The organism is Pseudoalteromonas sp. Z1A2 (assembly GCF_011378755.1).
GTDB classification, from domain to species: Bacteria; Pseudomonadota; Gammaproteobacteria; order Enterobacterales; family Alteromonadaceae; genus Pseudoalteromonas; species Pseudoalteromonas distincta.
In genome coordinates, this window is the sequence record NZ_WTKX01000033.1 from 26,017 (window position 1) to 44,367 (window position 18,351).

Genomic DNA, 18,351 nt, shown 5'->3' on the forward strand with positions numbered 1-18,351 from the left:
AAAAACAAACACTTAAAATGATTTTAGCGTATTTATTTGTATAATATAAAAATTTAAAGTGTTAATTTAAAGAAATAAAAAAAGAATATCAACCAGCAATAATTTAAATAACCGCAACGTAAACAAAATATTTACAAAAGCTTTTTTTAATCTCGAATAATGCTATTTAAAAATTAGTTATACTCACTAATTTTTAAATAATTTCTAAAAAATATGGTAATAAAACCAATTAAAATTTATTTAATTACTAATTCGAACTGCTAGATAGTTAAGCTAAATATAATAAAAACCGCTGAGTTAGCGGTTTTATTATTAAGGGCTCTGTTTTATTAACGAATACATTGTGGCCTAGGCTCGAACTCACTCGCCCTAAGCGGTAGCTGAATCACCTTGCCACATCCTGGTGGTGCCTGCTTACCCGTTTGTTCATTTACAAATGCCCAGCGTATTGATGGTGGACGCGTATCAGCTATTGCTTGTGGGTTAAGTGGTTTTAAGTAACGAATATATGCTTCTAATGCGCCTACGCTACCTGTTAAACCAGTGCTTTTGTTGTCATCTCGACCAAGCCACGCAACAGTCACTGTATTTTGATCAAAGCCTGCAAACCAACTATCACGTAAATCGTTGCTGGTCCCTGTTTTACCAGCGAGCTGGATTGACGGAAAGTGTAAATTTAAGCGTTTAGCAGTGCCATCTTTCGTTACGCGTTTCATTGCGTATTTGGTCATATACATTGCAGATTTATCAAAACGAGGCTCTGCATTTACTTTATGCTTATAAAGTACTTTACCAACAGAGTCAGTTAATGCCGAAATTGCAGTGAGCTTTTTATATTCGCCATCTGCAGCAATTGTTGTATAAAGCTGAGCCACTTCAAAACTCGACATTTCAACAGCCCCTAAAAGCAGCGATGGGTATTCGTCTATCGCCCCTGTTGCGCCTAAACCTTTCAATGTATTTACTACTTTATCAACACCTACATCGAGGCCTAAATTAACCGCTGGGATATTTATACTGTTACTAAATGCTTTATAAAGTGGAATTGCACCACGGTATTGGTGGTCAAAATTTTCTGGTTGCCACACTTTACCTTGCTCATTTGTGACCTGTACTGGCGAGTCATCAAGCAAAGTAGCTAAATTATAATGTGGCAATTGCAGTGCGGTTAAATACACGGCAGGTTTTACAAGCGAGCCTATATTACGTTTTGTGTCTAAAACACGGTTAAATCCTGAATATCGAACATCGCGACCAGCAATAAGTGCAGAAACACCGCCTTTTTCTACATTAACAGAGATCATGGCTGCTTCTAGTTTTTCAGTTCTAGGGCGATTTTCCAAGTACGGTAAACTCTTTTCAATCGACTCTTCCATTGCTGTTTGCTTTTGCAAGTCAAAATAAGTAAATACTCTTACGCCTGCATCAAGTGTTTGCTGATCAGGTAATAATTCATTTAACTCTCTGTTTACTAGCTCTAAATAGCCTGGGTATGATTTTTGTAAACTGGCTTTCATTGGCGCAATATCAATTGGGCGATTAAGCGATGCACGGTACTCTTTTGTGCTAAGTAACTTATTTTCGACCATTAGACGCAGCACTAAGTCCCTGCGCTCCATTGTGCGCTCTTTATAACGACGTGGGTTGTAATAAGATGGGCCTTTAACCATTGCCACCAGCAGAGCAATTTGATCGTACTCAAGCTCGTCTACAGGCTTTGAAAAGTAAAAGTCAGAAGCAAGCCCCATACCATGGATACCTTGGTTGTATGACTGCCCTAGGTATACCTCATTTAAGTAAGCTTCTAATATCTGATCTTTTGAATAGCGATAATCTAAAATAAGGGCAATAAAGGCCTCATTTATTTTTCGTACTAAAGAACGCTCACGCGTGAGGTAAATATTTTTAGCTAATTGCTGAGTAAGCGTACTGCCACCTTGAACGGTGCGTCCCGCTTTAATATTTGAATAAAGCGCACGTAAAATAGAAAACACCGACACACCATGGTGATCATAAAAATCACGGTCTTCAACTACCAGTAGCGTATCTTTAAGCATGGCTGGGAACTTATCTAGCGGTACAAATTCTCTATCTTGTTTAGAGTCGTTGCCAATTCGCGCTATTTGCACAGGTTCTAGGCGAGCAGAGTTTAAACGCCTGCCGAACTTATCTTTAATAGTCGCAACTTTTTGCCCTGCAAAACGAAGTTCAATAATATGTGATTCTTCAAGGCCATCATAAAATTCAAAATCACGGCGATAAATCTTGATGCTATCTGCTGTTTTAACAAACTGCCCTGTTCTGCTTAATCTATTAACAGATGAATAATGTAGACGCTCTAACTCAAACACAACTTCTTGGCTTGATAAAAATTGCCCCGGATAGAACTCCATAGAACGAGCATACACTTGCGCTGGAAGTTGCCATTTATTACCTTCAAATATACGTGTAGTTTTTGAATCTAAATAAATGAAATACATTGCCATTGCAATAAAAACAGCCAAGCTGAATTTCCAAAACACTGACCATGTTTTTCTCATAAAAGAGCGTTTAACAGTGGGATTCACTGTTTTTTTACTACCCTTTGATGTGCTTTTTTTTGTCGTGCTTGACGATTTACTAGCACGTTTAGCTGCAGGTTTGCTGGTAGGTGTTTTTTTATTGTCGGCCATTTAAGTGTAATTTATTCCAAGGGTTATTCACGAGTGTGAGCTTAGCATATTGGGCATATCCTAACATCCGAAAAGTTAACCCCCCCTGAAACAAAAAAAGCCCTACCGAAGTAGGGCTTTATGTAAACACACTATTATTTAAATAAACTATTAGCTATTTCTAACAGAAACAAACTCTGGGTAGGCTTCAATACCACAATCGTGTTGATCCATACCGTTTAGTTCTTCCTCTTCAGTTACTCGTATACCCATTGTTTTGTTAAGCACAGTCCAAACAATAAATGATGCTACAAATACAAAGGCAAGAATACACACTAAACCAATTAACTGATTGACAAAGCTTGCATCACCATTGGTTAGCGGTACTAACATAATACCTAATGCACCACACACACCGTGTACAGAGATAGCACCTACTGGATCGTCAATCTTAACTTTATCAAGTGCTATAATGCTAAACACAACTAATGAGCCACCAAGTAAACCTAGTAAACATGCCATTAATGGAGAAGGTGAAAGTGGGTCAGCAGTAATTACAACTAAACCTGCTAATGCACCGTTTAATACCATGGTTAAATCTGATTTGCCCCAAAGTATCTTACATACAAACAGTGCAGCAATAGCACCCATTGCAGCAGCTGCATTAGTATTAAGTAATATTTGACCTACCGCAGTTGCGTTTTCTTTATCCGAAAGTAGTAATTGAGAACCACCGTTAAAACCAAACCAACCCATCCATAAAATAAATGTACCTAGTGTAGCAAGTGGTAAGTTTGAACCTGGAATTGGGTATATTTCACCGTTTTTACCATATTTTCCTTTACGAGCACCTAGGATTAGTACACCCGCTAGTGCAGCAGCTGCACCTGCGCCATGTACAATTGCAGAACCTGCAAAATCTACAAAGCCCATTTCAGATAAGAAACCACCACCCCATGTCCAGTAACCTTCAATAGGGTAAATAAAACCAGTTAGTACTACAGCAAAGCCAAGGAAAGCCCATAGCTTCATACGCTCAGCAACTGCACCCGATACAATCGACATAGCCGTTGCAACAAATACTACTTGGAAGAAAAAATCAGATTCTAAAGAATGGTCAGCATCAGCAGCTTGTGTGCCAATTAAAGCGCCTATTGAAGGAATAAAACCACCTTCGGCATTGTCTACATACATAATGTTGTAGCCAACTAATAAAAACATCGTACATGCAATTGAATACAGCGCGACATTTTTAGTTAAAATTTCAGCTGTGTTTTTAGAGCGAACTAAGCCCGCTTCTAACATGGCAAAACCTGCTGCCATCCACATTACTAATATACCTGATATTAAAAAATAGAAGGTATCGAGTGAAAACTTTAGTTCTATTATTGTATTTTCCATGAGACCCCCTTAAATTGCTTCTTCGTCAAGTTCGCCAGTACGGATACGAACAATTTGATCTAAGTCGTACACGAAAATTTTCCCATCACCGATTTTACCTGTTGATGCAATTTTAGTAATTGCTTCAACAACGCGTTGACAATTTTCAGTACGAGTTGCAATTTCAAGTTTGATCTTAGGAATAAAATCTACTTGGTATTCTGCACCACGATATAACTCAGTATGACCTCGTTGACGTCCAAAACCTTTAACATCAACTACTGTCATCCCCTCAATTCCTAAATCAGCGAGTGCTTCACGCACGTCGTCTAATTTAAATGGTTTTATGATTGCACTAATCATTTTCATAGCGGCCCCCTCGGACTCTTTATTGTTATCCTGTTGGGTTAAACAATCCAACCTTTGTGCCACTATTTTTATATTTTTTAAAACAATAAGTTAGTGAAAAACAGAAACTAAATAACAAAAAAAACGCACCAATTAGGTGCGTTAATTTAACAAGTTATCTACATTGGTGCGTGCAATATATTAATTGCATGCTTAGCTTTATATAACAGAGCTATACCACGCAGTTTCTTCCTTGGTTTTTAGCTTCGTATAATGCTTTGTCAGCAACACGCATTGCCTGCGTCAAGCTAGTGTCTTGAAAGTCTGCCAAGCCTATACTTGTAGTAATTTTAATTGATTTATCGCTGATAGAAAAATCGTAACTAGCCAGCTTTTTTCTAAATGCTTCAAAGTATTCACGACCACGTTCAAGCTCTATCTCAGGTAATATTATGGCAAACTCTTCTCCACCAACCCGTGCAACTGTAAACTTTGAAAACGTAGTGCGGATTAATGAACCAACCTGCTTTAAAGCCTGATCGCCACCCTCATGGCCTAATGTATCGTTAATATTTTTGAAAAAATCGATATCTAACAATGCGAGAGTATTTTTCTGGTTTTTACTTTTAAGGAGCTTTTCTGCATATTGATAAAAATAGCGTCGATTATGAAGCCCTGTTAAATGATCCCTATGCGCGCTTTCTTTAATATCTGAAATTAACGATAGTTGCTCCATTGTTTGAAGTACTCGACAATGAAACTCCTCATTCATAAATGGCTTTGTTAAAAAGTCATTGGCGCCATATTTAATAAATCGCGCTGATAGGCCATGTTTCCCCGCGCCCGACAAGCCAATAATTGCTAAGTCGTCTCGGCCTCTAAAGTTACGTACCGCTTTAACAAGTTCAAAGCCATCCATAGAAGGCATAGCGTAGTCGGTCATAAGTAGCTTTATATCAGGATTAGCTTTTAATATTTCGAGTGCTTGTTGTCCATCGTGGGCATCTGTCACATCAAACAATTGCTTTTCAAGCATTTGCTTCATTAACGAGCGGCTCAGTAATGAATCATCTGCTACTAATGCTTTACAACCTTGGTTTCTTAGCAATTGCGCAACGAGTTTAACGGCGTAATGGTAAGAGTCGCGATTATCTTTAATAACATAATCAACGACACCTAATTCAAGCATTTGTTGGCGCTTGTACTCATCTATTTTTGAGGTTAAAACAACCGTAGGAATCTTTTTAGATAAAGTATATTTTGCGACTTCACCGTGAGGAGCATCTGGCAAGGTTAAATCAACTAACGCAAGCGTGTAGTCGTATTTTTCTACGTAAGTGGCACATTCAGCTAAAGACCAAGCAAAATCGATTGCCACATCAAGGTATTGTGCAGTTAAGTGGCGAAGTACCTGCTGCACTACTTTACTGTCTTCAACCACTAATACTCTTTGCATAAAGCTTCTCTTTACCTTTAATTAGTTTTACCACAAAACGACAAATACCACGCAATTACTGCAATAGCATTAGTCATAAACATCCGGTGTAGAGTGCACTTATGTGCTTGAAAGCGTAATCCGTTAGATTTTTTGGTGATAGCCTGTATAAAAAATCAATACAAGTAGGCCGCAATATACCTGAATTTTGCAATTAACTAAATAAAGAAAGTAAATCCAAAATAACTATAAAAGCGATTAATACGCGCCTTTCAATGTATTAATACCTTACTTAACCAGTATTATCGGCCACTAGTCTCAATACTTTTGTTATTTAACTCATTTTTATCTTTAATGATGTATCAACAATAATAAGGACACCTAATGAAGCTTAGTCGTATTATCAGTTTACCGATAACCGTTATTGCATTAATAATTAGTACAAGCACGCTTGCCGATAATCAACGTCGTATTGATGTAGACAGCAAAGTAGTTACCCAACATAAGGCTAAAATTAATGGCCAGCGTTTTAGTTATACCGTAGCTACAGGCACACAACCTGTATGGGATGATAAAGGCGACGCGGTTGCTACACTACAATACACCTACTACACACGTGACAAAGTTGACGACAGGACAGCTCGCCCATTACTTATTTCATTTAATGGCGGGCCGGGTTCGGCTTCTGTATGGATGCATCTTGCTTATACTGGCCCTCGCGTATTAAAAATTGATGACGAAGGCTATCCAATTCAACCTTATGGCGTAAAAGACAACCCATATTCTGTACTTGACATTGCCGATATTGTTTACGTAAACCCGGTAAATACTGGCTATTCTCGCGTACTTGAAAACGAAAAAGGCGAACTGCCTTCCAAAGCAAAACAAAAAGAGTTATTTTTTGGTGTTAATGCCGATATTAAATACCTTGCTGAGTGGTTAAATACTTTTGTAAATAGAGCACAGCGCTGGCGCTCGCCTAAATTTTTAATTGGTGAAAGCTACGGTACAACACGTGTATCTGGACTCGCTCATGAGCTTCAAAACAGTCAGTGGATGTACATAAACGGTGTTGTTCTCGTATCACCTACTGACATTGGTATTAAGCGCGACGGCCCGATTAAAGCCGCTAACCGCCTACCTTACTTTGCAGCGACTGCTTGGTATCACAAAGCACTTAACGCCGATTTACAAGCTAAAGATCTTGATGAGTTATTACCTGAAGTTGAAGAGTTTACTGTAAATGAGTTAATCCCTGCGCTTGCTAAAGGTGGCTTTATTAATGCTGATGAGAAGCGACGCATAATTACAAAAATGGCGCACTACGCAGGCTTATCAGAAAAGTTTGTTGAACAAAATAACTTAGATATTCCAACTCAGTTTTTCTGGAAAGAGCTACTACGTGAACGTGGTAAAACTGTAGGCCGCTTAGATTCTCGTTATTTAGGAATAGATAAACGAAGCGCAGGTGAATCCCCAGACTACTGGGCTGAACTTACCTCTTGGTTACACTCTTTCACTCCTGCAATTAATCACTACTTACGTGAAGAGTTAAACTATAAAACTGATGTAAAATATAACTTATTTGGTAATGTCCATCCATGGGATAGAACCGGTAATAATACAGGCGAAAACCTACGTTTAGCAATGGCACAAAACCCTTACTTAAACGTGATGATCCAATCAGGATACTTTGATGGCGCAACCAATTACTTTGACGCTAAATATACGTTATGGCAATTAGACTCAAGCGGTAAAATGAAAGACCGTTTGAGCTTTAAAGGCTACAGAAGCGGACACATGATGTACCTTCGCCACGCTGATTTAGAAAGCTCTAATAACGATTTACGTGACTTTATACAGCACGCTTTACCCAAAAAAGGGCAAGCGGCTAAATACTAAAATACCTAAAACAAAAAATGGCTCTTTAAGAGCCATTTTTTATGTGCGTTTTTCATATCGTAAACAATAGCTTTTAAGTTGTGTGACTACAGCGTTAAAGCGCTCTTCCAGCTGCTGTATATATTCATTTTTAACTGTTTCGTTTTCTGCCTGTGTTTCTATCTGCTGGCATATATTTGCCAACTCAATAGCCCCAACAGACTTTGAAGACGACTTTAATGCATGAGCCTGAAAAGCTAAATCAACATAGTTTTTACTTTTAGCATACGCGTTAGCTAATTTAATTTGCTCCCCTGCTGTTTGTAAAAACGCATTAAATACCATGCAATGTACGCTAGGATCATCACCAAGCATTGCTTTTAGTAGCGTAATATCTAATTGATCAAAACTATCTGAAGCTATATTTTCACCATCTGATTTTTCTGAACGTGTATTGACCATAGTTTGAGAATGCTCCATCAATAACGACTTTAATTTAACAAGCTCAATAGGCTTTGTTAAAAAGCCATTCATTCCACAACTATAGCAATTATCTATGTTGTTTTTGGTAATGTTGGCCGTAATTGCAATTATAATCAGTTCATCAAAATGAGTGTTTTCTCGTATTTTTTTGGCTAACCCTAACCCATCGAGTAAGGGCATTTGAATGTCGGTTAGTAAAATATCAAAGCGTTTATTTTGTATGGCCTCCCAAGCTTGCTCACCGTTACTTACAAAAGTAGAGCACACTCCAAGCATAGTTAATTGCTGTTTTAACACTTGCTGATTTGTAACTTGATCTTCTGCCACTAAAACCTCAAGCGTAGGAAGCGTTACCGCATTTAAGCTTTGCTGTGTTATTTGAGGGGCTTGCACTTGTGCTGGCAAGTCAGTTTGATCAAAACTGTTAAAGTTTAGCGTAAAACAAGAACCTTTGTGCTGCTCGCTTTGTGCGCTCAAAGACCCTTGCATACGCTCTACCAGCTGCTTAGTTATCACTAAACCAATACCGGTTCCATTTACTTTACTGGTTTCAGCGCCTAAGCGGTCAAAAGGTTTAAATAGGCGAGAAATATCATCTGGAGAAAATCCGCATCCGGTATCTATTACATCTATTTCGCATTGTTTATTACTTAACACCCGACAATTAATATTAATGCTGCCATTTAGTTTGTTGTATTTAATCGCATTTGAAAGCAAGTTAAGCATCACTTGTTTAAAGCGGCGCTGATCAATATAAATACTCAACCCTTCTAAGGACTCAAAACCGTGAGTTTGCAGTGTTATTGATTGCCCTTTAATTAGCTCAGTGACAAGCTTTACTGACTCTTCTAATATGCTTTTAATAGGCACATAAGAAAAACTAAACTGCATATTACCCGACTCAATAGCTGTTAAATCAAGCACATCGTCTATGAGTAATAGTAAATGCTCTCCAGCTTGATAAATGCTTTTCGCGTTTTCTTTTTGTACTTTATTAGCACTCTCATCATATCCATACAGCTGGGCTAAGCCTAAAATTGCATTTAATGGAGTTCTTAATTCGTGGCTCATACTGGCCATAAAATCTGACTTTGCTTTACTTGCAGACTCAGCTTGAATTCGTAATGCATTTAATTTTTGATGGTTATTCGCAACCTCATCAACCATATTATTAAATGCATTTATTACACTGCCCACTTCATTTTGTTGTTGTTTATCTATATGGCAATCAAAGTCGCCTTTGGCTAAACGTGAAAACCCAAGTTTTAGCGTCCTCAAAGGCGATGTAACCCTGTAATCCACCAGCCAAGCTAAACCTATAAAAACGATAACTAAAATAATAAATTGTATATATATTAAGGTGTAATGAAGTTTTGAAGATTCGTTAATTTCATTCGTAAAATTAACAACCAAGCTAATATTAGCCAGCGGTTTGTCTAAAAATACCACCTGTTGAGATAACAGCATGTCGCCGTTTTCATTTGCTCCAACCCAATTCTCAAGCGGATACAATTGGTTTTTTGAATCAACGTCAACAATTTTAATACTTTTCCAATTAGGGCGAGTTTGAAGTTGACTGTCTATTTCTTCATATAGCTCTGCATATTGCCTAGTTAACAACGGAGTCGTTATAGAAGTCGATAACTGCGCTAAAGAACGCTGAGCAGCCTTTGAAAGGCCATCGTTTACCCAACGCGCTTGTTCAGGTAATGCGTAAAACATAAAAAGACATGCCATAAGCAAGCCACAAAGCAATACAACAATAAAGCTTTGCGCCCTTAAACTACGAAACCCTCTAATTTTCAACATAAAATGAGCGCAAGCCCCACTGAGTTAACTGCTGATACTCTGCTAAAGTTGCAATACTAGGTTTAATAATTGGGATACCTGCAAGTAAATGTTTATGCTCTGGGCTTTGCCCTATATCTAAAATAGCTTGTTGCACTTTTAACTGTATTGCAGGATCAACCCTTGGATGGGCTACAATTGGGTGGCGACTAATTTCACGCGTTTTATAAAGAATTTTGAGTTTATTTTGTAAGCTTTCTGGTTGTTGTTTAAATGTGCCCATTACACCACCGCCCGCCATTGTTGAGTGCAGTGCTACATTTAAATATACCGATGGATGAGTTTGGACATATACAGGCTTTATTGTTAGCCCGTATAACAATGCTAAATCAGCTCTCATTAATAATGACGCACCTAATGCGTTAGGTGCAGGGAATGCTATTTCAGCGCCCTCTAGTTGGCTTAAATTATCAATATCACTGTCTTTGTTTACGAGCAAAATACCTTGCAGCTTTCGCCCTGCATCTTTTATTAATGGTAAATATCCCTGTTTTTCGTATGCTACAACACTATGCCATGGGTTCATGTATGCAAAGTCGTACTCGCCATTAGCAAAGGCTTTTTCAAATACAGGAATAGACTCAACTGTAATTAGCTTTATTGTTATTCCCGTTTGCTTACTTACTTGCTTTAACAAAGGTTGCCAAATAGTATTTAGCTTTTGCGGCTCGTATTGCGGCACTACACCAAAGGTATATTCTTGAGCTAATAAGAATGAGCTGTGTATCAAACATAATATAGCCACTAAATACTTCATCAATTCTCCAAATAATAGCGTGTCATTATTGCTTAAGCGTAGTTAAAGACTACTCAACACACCATTAAATTATTATATATTCGATATTTAGCATTGACCTGCTTTGATTACAGGTGGTTTTGGAGTGTATTTTTTATCTGTGAGCATATGATGCAAGTTCATAAATGTGGTGTAAGTACTTTTCAATCCGACCTTATTGCTTAGCCAAGTAGGTATTGCCCCATCAGGCAAAGCATATACTTGGTACTCAATATCAAGGCGGCCTTTGTCCTCACTCAGTAGCCAGCGTGCATTTAAAGTAGTAATTCTTATAACGCCATTGTTTTTGGGCTGCTTATTAGGGCGAGCCTTAATAAGCAATTGGCTTTTATTTGCAGTCAACTGTGAATAACAAGAATAAGTAATGCTATCTCTATCTCTAATAGGCCAAGGAGAATTAAAATAACTGTACACTAAATTTTCTGATGGGCTTATGTGCTTAATAACCTTTACCTGAGATATATTTTCGAGCCATTGGGGTGCGGCATCGGTATCACTAAGTAATTCTAAAAACTCATTGGTGGATACGCCTTTCACGCTCATCTGCGCTTTTACTTCAAAGGTATTATCACTGTGGCTTTGATAATACACACTTACGCCATTTTTGTTTTTATACAAATGCCATATGGGCTCAGCGTAAGTGTTAAAACTAACTAATAAAAAAATAACGAATAAACACTTTTGCAACTGAATTTTATTACAAAAGCGCATCATTTATTTTTGCCAGTAAGGTTCTATGTCAAGTGAAGCAAGGCGACTTTGCTCCATGGCACTGACCAAATATTCAGACTTTTGTTCAAGCCATGACTGGATTTTTGCAAGCTGTTCGTCCTCTTGCCCTGCACATAATTGCTTTAAATACTCAAGCGTACTTAATTCATAAATACCATGAGAAATATCAAGCCAAGGCAATCTAAACTCTAGGCGTTCTTCTTTATCAAATAACGATCCTAAACAGTTACCGCTCAGTAGGCTATTTTCAAGCTGAGTTCGTAGGTTTAAATACGAAGCGACATCGAGTGTTTGCTCCTTTGGAAGCAACTCGTGCAGGTTTTTCCAGTCTTTATTGAAAAGCCTATTGGCAATAGACGACACATTTTGCTCAGCCGCTTGAAGCTCTGCTTGCCCCCAGTCTTTACGCCATTGCTTATCGATTAACCAGGTAGTTAACGATAGTAATAAACGATTATAACGTGCGCTGTGAAACAGTGCATTTATATCGTCAATGCTTGGCTGTAACTCTTTTAAGTCTCCAATGACTTGAGCAAGTGCTGGCGCCGCATTAATTTTTTTATAAAAAGCATGGCGTTTAGACGTGTACGTTTTTAATTGAATCGCGTTTTCTACCCACGCTAATTCACTTAATAACCATTTAAGTTCGGTACGTAAGTGCTCTGTACTTTCTTTAGATACTATATCGTCGTATAGCCAAAAAGTATGGCGGATTAAACTGATGCCGTCAGTTACGCGTTTAAGTGTTTTTAAACTTGGCTTATCGAAATAGCATTGCTCGTGCTTTTGTACAAAGCGAATGCCAAAGTTCATGGCTTCAACTAAAGCACGCTCTTGAGTAGTCGACTTTGGTAATTGTACAAAACCAATAGATTTGCTTGGCATTAAAGGTTTTTCATCAGCAAGTCGATAACCACGCGCGGCCTTAGAATACAAACCTAAGCGTATGCAGTTTTGGCTAACTAGTATATCTGCAAATGCAAACAGCTCATTACGACTGCCCTCAACTAGCTCAATTTCTAGCTCGCTAATAATTTCAATTTTACCCGAAGCCGCAATTTCACCTTTATCGAGTACGACTTCAATTTTAGCGCCACTTTCGGTTTCAATTAACCAAGTACGACGAATGAAGTTAGTACTAAATATTGGATACAAGTTTTTTGAGATGGCGCTTATTTGCATGCCATGAGGCCAAATATCAGCATCAAACGCCATTAAATTAGGGCGGCTTGATTCAATTGGTAAATTGTACTCTGGACGTTGGTGTAAACCACCTACCACTTCACCTGCAAGCTTTATAGTTTGCTCGCATTCGCTGTCAGAACAACGCGTTCGAAAGCCTATATCAAGCGCTCTAAGCTCTCTGCTTGGCGTATCGTAGTATGCATTTTGTAAGCTGCGAGACGGTTTATTCTTCACCGTTTTTGCAAATTGAGTAATTAACGAGGGGATCAGTGGAATAACGGCATCTGATACCAAAAATTTCAGTTCTATCTCAGTATCCATTCGGTTTGCGGATTACCTTTAAAATAAATAAGTGCTCAAAATAAACAAAGCGCCTTAACAATGCAAATTTTTTAACCTTATTTTAGGGCTTGATGGCCTTTGTGGATTAAAATTCGTTCTATCTAGGAGCAATTTAATCATAGCGTGAGGCTTGTAACCTAGTGGACTCGATAACTACTCCTGCGTTACCGTACTGGGTTACAATATCAGTCTTGCTATTGATCTATTTAATCCATACTATCTAACTACTTATGTGAAATAAAAATCACGTTCATAACGGACGCAGTTAGATCAACAAGGTAGATAAATGCTAAAACATTGTTTATTAGGGCTACTTTTAACAGCCACCACATTCATGAGTTATGCACAAGAAGCACAACCTGCAAATTCAACGAATGCAAACACCGCTTATATTATCGATAATCTATACACTTTTATGCGCTCTGGGGCGAGTAAAAATTATCGACTACTCGGCTCTGTAGATGCTGGAACAAAGTTAACCTTGTTATCAAATGAAGAAAACGGCTTTATAAAAATTAAAGATGATAAAGACCGCGAAGGCTGGATAGAAACTAAGTTTATTACTAAAACAGCGGGCTTACACCAACAGTACAAAACACTAAGTAGCGAAATGAGCACTATGCAAGAAAAGCTACGCCAAGCTCAAATAGAACTTCCACAGCTACAAGAACAAAACCAAACTTTAACAGATCAAAATCTGCAGTTATCTGCTCAAATTACTAAGCTTAAAACAACGCTAGAGCAAGAGCGCACTCAAAAAGAAGCTGCTAGCTCAAAAGAGAAACGCCAGCTACTTACTTACGGTGGTGCTATTGCGTTTTTAGGCCTGTTTTTAGGTATTATATTAACGATAGTGCTGTCACGTCGTAAGCGCTACGAAGGTTGGGCGTAAAGCTCCATCCAACTAAATACAAAAAAGCCGCTTTACAGCGGCTTTTTATTCTCTGTACTTTCATGCAGTTCGAGTTTTGGTGCACTCATACCTTTGAGCAACCGACCAAATATATCAGCGCCGGTAATAATGCGTTTCACATCGCTCCACACTAATACCACATCGTGATCAATGGCCCCATCAAACGATTTATCTAAAGAATGATTAGCCCGTATTTTTAAAATCACTTCACTTAAACGCATCGCTTCATCAGCAACAATTATAGGTCTGTGACAATAGTGATAAGGGTCAAACGTATCTGGCTCAAATAACGCTGATCTTAAAAAGCCGTCAGCATCTACCACTAATAAAGGCCAACCGTCTTCATTGGTAATGATCACCCAGTTATAACCTGACTTATGTAGTTTGCGTAAAAACTCATTATCAGTTGTTAATGTAAGGTCTGGGAAAATAGGCAAATCAAGCTTAGTAGGCAAAGCAATAATAGAGTCTGGATCAATTACCTCACCCTCTTTGGTTACGCTTATTTCATCTAAGCTAAAAAAGTTAAGTGCGCCTATTCCCTCAACATGTTGAACATCAGCTTCTTCAGCCTCTATGTGTTTGCGAATAATACCTCTGAGCTCACTTTCAGCAAAGTACGTAATCCCCTCTTTGCCTAACCATGCATCGAGTATTAAAGCCGTTGGCTTAGCAACTATATAAAACAGAATCTGATAAAACTTAATTAACGGCGAAAGTAGGCTCGCCATTTTTAACGCATTACGCGAAAAATAAGCCTGTGGTGTTATTTCACCAATAATAGTAATTGCGATAGTTGAGAATAAAAACGAACTTGCGCCCATTAATACCGAATCAGAAAGTAGTGTAAGTAGTACGTTAATACCTACGTTACCCCACAAAATAGTCGACAATAAAAAATTAGAGTCGTTTCGAAGGGCCATGACTTTTATGGCCGCCTCGTTCCCTTTTGCACTTTCCATTTCAAGCTGAAGCCTACTTAGTGAAAAAAACGCTAAGTTTAAGCCCGAAAATATTGCCGATTGTGAAATACACAAAGCAATTGCACACCAAATCATGACTTCAAAGGTCATTGTATTTTCCTGTTAGTAATACCAATTCACTTAATTAAGCGAATTGGTATAAGGCTTATAAAAGCAATAAACTGCCTAAACCTAAAAAGGTAACAAACCCAACAATATCGGTAACGGTAGTTAAAATTACCGAACCAGATAACGCAGGATCAATTTTCATTTTGTCTAAAATAGACGGAATAACAACACCTGCTAGTGACGCGGCCACTAAATTCAATAATATGGCTACCGTAATCGTAATACTAAGCATTAAGTCGTTAAACCATAAAAAGGTAAGTAGGCCGATTACAAACGCCCATACCAAGCCATTTACAGCGCCAACACGCAGCTCTTTTTTAAGCAACGCATTACGGTTTGAATCTGTAACCTGTCCAAGCGCTAAACCTCGCACAATAACGGTTAATGTTTGACTACCTGCAATTCCCCCCATAGAAGCGACCACTGGCATTAATACCGCTAGTGCTACAACTTGTTCTATCGTTGCGCCAAATAAACCGATAAACCACGACGCTAAAAAGGCAGTAGCTAAATTAATACCTAACCATATGCCACGGTTTTTAGCACTTTTTCGCACACTTGCGAACAGGTCTTCGTCTTCACGTAAACCACCGGCTTTAGCGGCTGCTTCATCAGCAATTTCTTGTCGTAATTCATAAGCAGAGGCAATGGTTAATCGCCCAAGTAATTTGTTATCAACATTAACCACTGGCAGTGCCATTTTTTCACTGTGGATCACCACTTCTGCCGCTTCATATAAATCATCATCAGCATGGAGCGATGAAAAGTCATGATTTGCCAATGTCATTAAGTTATCGGTGTCGCTGGCTTTTATTAAATCATTTACCGCAACCTCACCTATTAAACTACCCTTGCGGCTTACTAAATAAATAACTTCACTGTATTGCGGTAAACCTTTGTGTAGCAATTTTTTAGCACCACCGGCTGTTAGCTTCTCCGATACTTTTAAAAAGTCAAAACCTAACCAGTGACCTAATTGCTCTGGCGGGTATTGCTGCGCTAAATCATATTGTTTGGTTTGCGCTTCATCGAGTTGCTTTTTTGCATACTCAACAAATCGCTCTGGTATAACTTCTTCAAGTTCCAGTAGCTCTTCTACATTAACTTCATCAAGAAGTTTAAAAGCCTCAGTGTCTTCTAGCGTTTGTAGCAACCACAAACAACTATCTTCACTTAAATTAACAAAAATTTCGTGTTGCGTGTCTTCATCAAGCAACTGCCAAATTTCAAGTCGTTGCTCTTTTGGTATCGCCTCAAAAAGTAATGACAGGTGCTCTGTTGAAAGCGTTAACTGCGCATCTGCTAATAATTTATTTTTGCGTTCTGTTGTATCGCATTGCAATAAATCATTTATGAGCTGTGGAAGTTGGTCTACCGGATACTCAATCATCTTAAAACCTTAAAATTTAAAAGCGCACATTATTTATAGTCTACTTGAACAATAAAAAATTGCAGAAAAAACGTGAACTTATTAAGCATGCGCAAGCTATTTTTGCGCATTGTATGGGCAAACTAAATGCAGTACTAATATTTATTTTAAAAAATTAAAAAAACAGTAAAAGGAATTATTTTTGAGGGATTAAACAACAAGTAAACAAACTAAAGGGATTACTTATAATAAAAAAATCCCATATTAGCTAGGCTAATATGGGCAAAATCACACAATGAATTAGGTGTTTTTAAATTACGGTTTATGCTTTAAATTAAAGTCTATCAGTAATATTTCGTACTAAGTCAGAATCTACAAATTGAGTAATAAGTGCAGTGCCCCACGCATAGCCACGCTGTATTGGGTAACCTTTAAAAATCCAGCGTTTACGCACGTGATTAAAGCGCTCTAAATAGTCTTGCTTTTTTTGTGGCAGAGGCTGCTCACCCAATTTATTCCATGCTTTATATACGCCTGACATGTCAGATCCTCGCATAAAGCGTTGCAACCAACGTGGAAAACGAGAAAAGCTAATAGTGGACTGAAAATCAATAAAGTAAGGTTTACCGTCTGCGCCGCATAAAATATTACCCATATTACGCAAGTCTAAATGCACGATGCCTTTGCGATGCATTTTTGCTACTTGACGCTCAAGCTCACTAAAAAAGTTAACAGGTAGTGTTTTGTCTTCATGAATTAAAGCGCGCAGTGGCGTGCCTTCAATATAGTTATAAGCAACCGCTATCGGCGACAATCTACAAAAGCGGTTAGCAACTGCATCAAGCTCTGCTAAACGGCTCAACCCTTTATACTCTTGATTTACCGACATTCGTGCAAATGTTTTGCGGATAAACCAAGGGCTTTGGCTAAAATCTTTAACGATTAAATCAAATTCATTATCTTTATATCGATACACAATCGCGTTAGCAAAACGTCCCTTATGGACAACACTTAAGTGATGTTGCATAAAAGTATGTTCTGGAAATTGCTGTTGTAATTGTACTAACAAATTATTTTCAATCATAACAAACCTAACAAGATGATAACTTTAATTGCCTAGGCAACTATATTATCAAAGTTAGATTCTGCGCACAATCAGATCAACTAATTAGCACGCTAACTTTCTATTGAAACAGTATCGCTATTTTATTGATAATCTACTTTTGGGGGGAGTCTGGCAGTGAATCAAGATTATTTATAGCTTTGAATAGTAAGTCGATTATTTGGTTTTTTTCTGGCTCTGAAAAACCACTTAATGCTTGCGCATAGACTTCGTTCACTACAGGCATAATTTCAGGACAAAGAGCTTTACCTTTTTCACTTAAACACAAAATAGTTGAGCGCTTATCAAGCTCACATTGCGTTTTAATAATGAGTCCTTTTTCTTCAAGTCGGTTTAATAAGCGGCTCATAGCGCCACGATCATAAACCATATATTCGCAAAGTCCTGCAAGCGTATTAACCGACTCTCTCGCAAGTAGTACAACCACAATATATTGCGCAGAAGTTAAGTCCATAGGAAGTAACTTGGCATCAACATGAATGGCTAATCTCGAACGTAAAAAAGAGACTAAACGCCCCAAATCTTGCTCTGGCGCTAACTCTTCTCGAGTACAACGTTTAATTGATGGCATGTTTTGCATGGTTATTCCACTGTATAAGTATATTTGCATGCTGATAGACCTTAACGCATACAAAAAATTCAATAATTTTTATAAAAAATCGCCCACAAAAATAAAGCCGCTATTAGCTGTCTCTTGATCACAAGTCTGACTCAAGAGATTTTGCTAAATCGTAGCCTTCCAGGATGGCTTGTAACTTAAGCCATCCTTGCCAT

General features: G+C 38.1%; 14 protein-coding genes. 2 read left to right on the forward strand and 12 right to left on the reverse strand.

Annotated elements, in window-relative coordinates; genetic code table 11:
* Positions 1-329 precede the first annotated feature (329 nt).
* The 4 genes from mrcB to GQR47_RS17980 all read right to left on the reverse strand — a co-directional run bounded on the left by mrcB (position 330) and on the right by GQR47_RS17980 (position 5,835).
* Positions 330-2,672 (reverse strand): penicillin-binding protein 1B, encoded by a 2,343-nt coding sequence (mrcB, locus tag GQR47_RS17965; protein ID WP_024596271.1) that lies wholly within the window; start codon positions 2,670-2,672, stop codon positions 330-332.
* A gap of 150 nt (positions 2,673-2,822) precedes the next feature.
* On the reverse strand, positions 2,823-4,052 hold the full coding sequence (locus GQR47_RS17970; RefSeq protein WP_024596272.1) for an ammonium transporter: 1,230 nt from the start codon (positions 4,050-4,052) through the stop codon (positions 2,823-2,825).
* A gap of 9 nt (positions 4,053-4,061) precedes the next feature.
* Entirely contained in the window at positions 4,062-4,400 is a 339-nt protein-coding gene (locus tag GQR47_RS17975; RefSeq protein ID WP_004587162.1) for a P-II family nitrogen regulator, read from the reverse strand.
* A gap of 211 nt (positions 4,401-4,611) precedes the next feature.
* Complete coding sequence (locus tag GQR47_RS17980; RefSeq protein WP_002958922.1) at positions 4,612-5,835, reverse strand: diguanylate cyclase; 1,224 nt, start codon at positions 5,833-5,835, stop codon at positions 4,612-4,614.
* Between the two features lie 363 nt (positions 5,836-6,198).
* Between GQR47_RS17980 and GQR47_RS17985 the strand changes: the two genes are divergently transcribed.
* Positions 6,199-7,716, forward strand: coding sequence for a carboxypeptidase (locus GQR47_RS17985; protein WP_165724230.1), 1,518 nt, complete (start codon positions 6,199-6,201; stop codon positions 7,714-7,716).
* Between the two features lie 39 nt (positions 7,717-7,755).
* On the opposite strand, the gene GQR47_RS17990 is transcribed toward GQR47_RS17985, so the two are convergent.
* The 4 genes from GQR47_RS17990 to GQR47_RS18005 all read right to left on the reverse strand — a co-directional run bounded on the left by GQR47_RS17990 (position 7,756) and on the right by GQR47_RS18005 (position 13,060).
* A complete protein-coding gene (locus GQR47_RS17990) occupies positions 7,756-9,987 on the reverse strand; it encodes an ATP-binding protein (RefSeq protein WP_024596274.1) in 2,232 nt (743 codons plus the stop codon).
* On the reverse strand, positions 9,974-10,783 hold the full coding sequence (locus GQR47_RS17995) for a phosphate/phosphite/phosphonate ABC transporter substrate-binding protein (RefSeq protein WP_024596275.1): 810 nt from the start codon (positions 10,781-10,783) through the stop codon (positions 9,974-9,976). The genes GQR47_RS17990 and GQR47_RS17995 overlap by 14 nt, the downstream gene beginning before the upstream one ends.
* An 87-nt stretch (positions 10,784-10,870) precedes the next feature.
* Complete coding sequence (locus tag GQR47_RS18000; RefSeq protein ID WP_024596276.1) at positions 10,871-11,536, reverse strand: START domain-containing protein; 666 nt, start codon at positions 11,534-11,536, stop codon at positions 10,871-10,873.
* Entirely contained in the window at positions 11,537-13,060 is a 1,524-nt protein-coding gene (locus GQR47_RS18005) for a CYTH and CHAD domain-containing protein (protein WP_024596277.1), read from the reverse strand.
* Positions 13,061-13,367: 307 nt separating this feature from the next.
* On the opposite strand from GQR47_RS18005, the gene GQR47_RS18010 reads away from it, so the two are divergent.
* Positions 13,368-13,973 (forward strand): TIGR04211 family SH3 domain-containing protein, encoded by a 606-nt coding sequence (locus GQR47_RS18010; protein WP_002958928.1) that lies wholly within the window; start codon positions 13,368-13,370, stop codon positions 13,971-13,973.
* 32 nt (positions 13,974-14,005) lie between these two features.
* Here the strand turns inward: GQR47_RS18010 and GQR47_RS18015 are convergent, their stop codons facing one another.
* The 4 genes from GQR47_RS18015 to GQR47_RS18030 all read right to left on the reverse strand — a co-directional run bounded on the left by GQR47_RS18015 (position 14,006) and on the right by GQR47_RS18030 (position 18,187).
* Positions 14,006-15,067, reverse strand: coding sequence for a CNNM domain-containing protein (locus GQR47_RS18015; RefSeq protein ID WP_024596278.1), 1,062 nt, complete (start codon positions 15,065-15,067; stop codon positions 14,006-14,008).
* A gap of 55 nt (positions 15,068-15,122) precedes the next feature.
* Positions 15,123-16,475 (reverse strand): magnesium transporter, encoded by a 1,353-nt coding sequence (locus tag GQR47_RS18020; protein WP_165724231.1) that lies wholly within the window; start codon positions 16,473-16,475, stop codon positions 15,123-15,125.
* Positions 16,476-16,788: 313 nt separating this feature from the next.
* Positions 16,789-17,538, reverse strand: coding sequence for an RIO1 family regulatory kinase/ATPase (locus GQR47_RS18025; protein WP_024596279.1), 750 nt, complete (start codon positions 17,536-17,538; stop codon positions 16,789-16,791).
* A gap of 133 nt (positions 17,539-17,671) precedes the next feature.
* Positions 17,672-18,187 carry a MarR family transcriptional regulator gene (locus tag GQR47_RS18030; protein ID WP_231388420.1) on the reverse strand — a complete coding sequence of 172 codons (516 nt, stop codon included), beginning with the start codon at positions 18,185-18,187 and terminating at the stop codon, positions 17,672-17,674.
* Between the last annotated feature and the right edge of the window lie 164 nt (positions 18,188-18,351).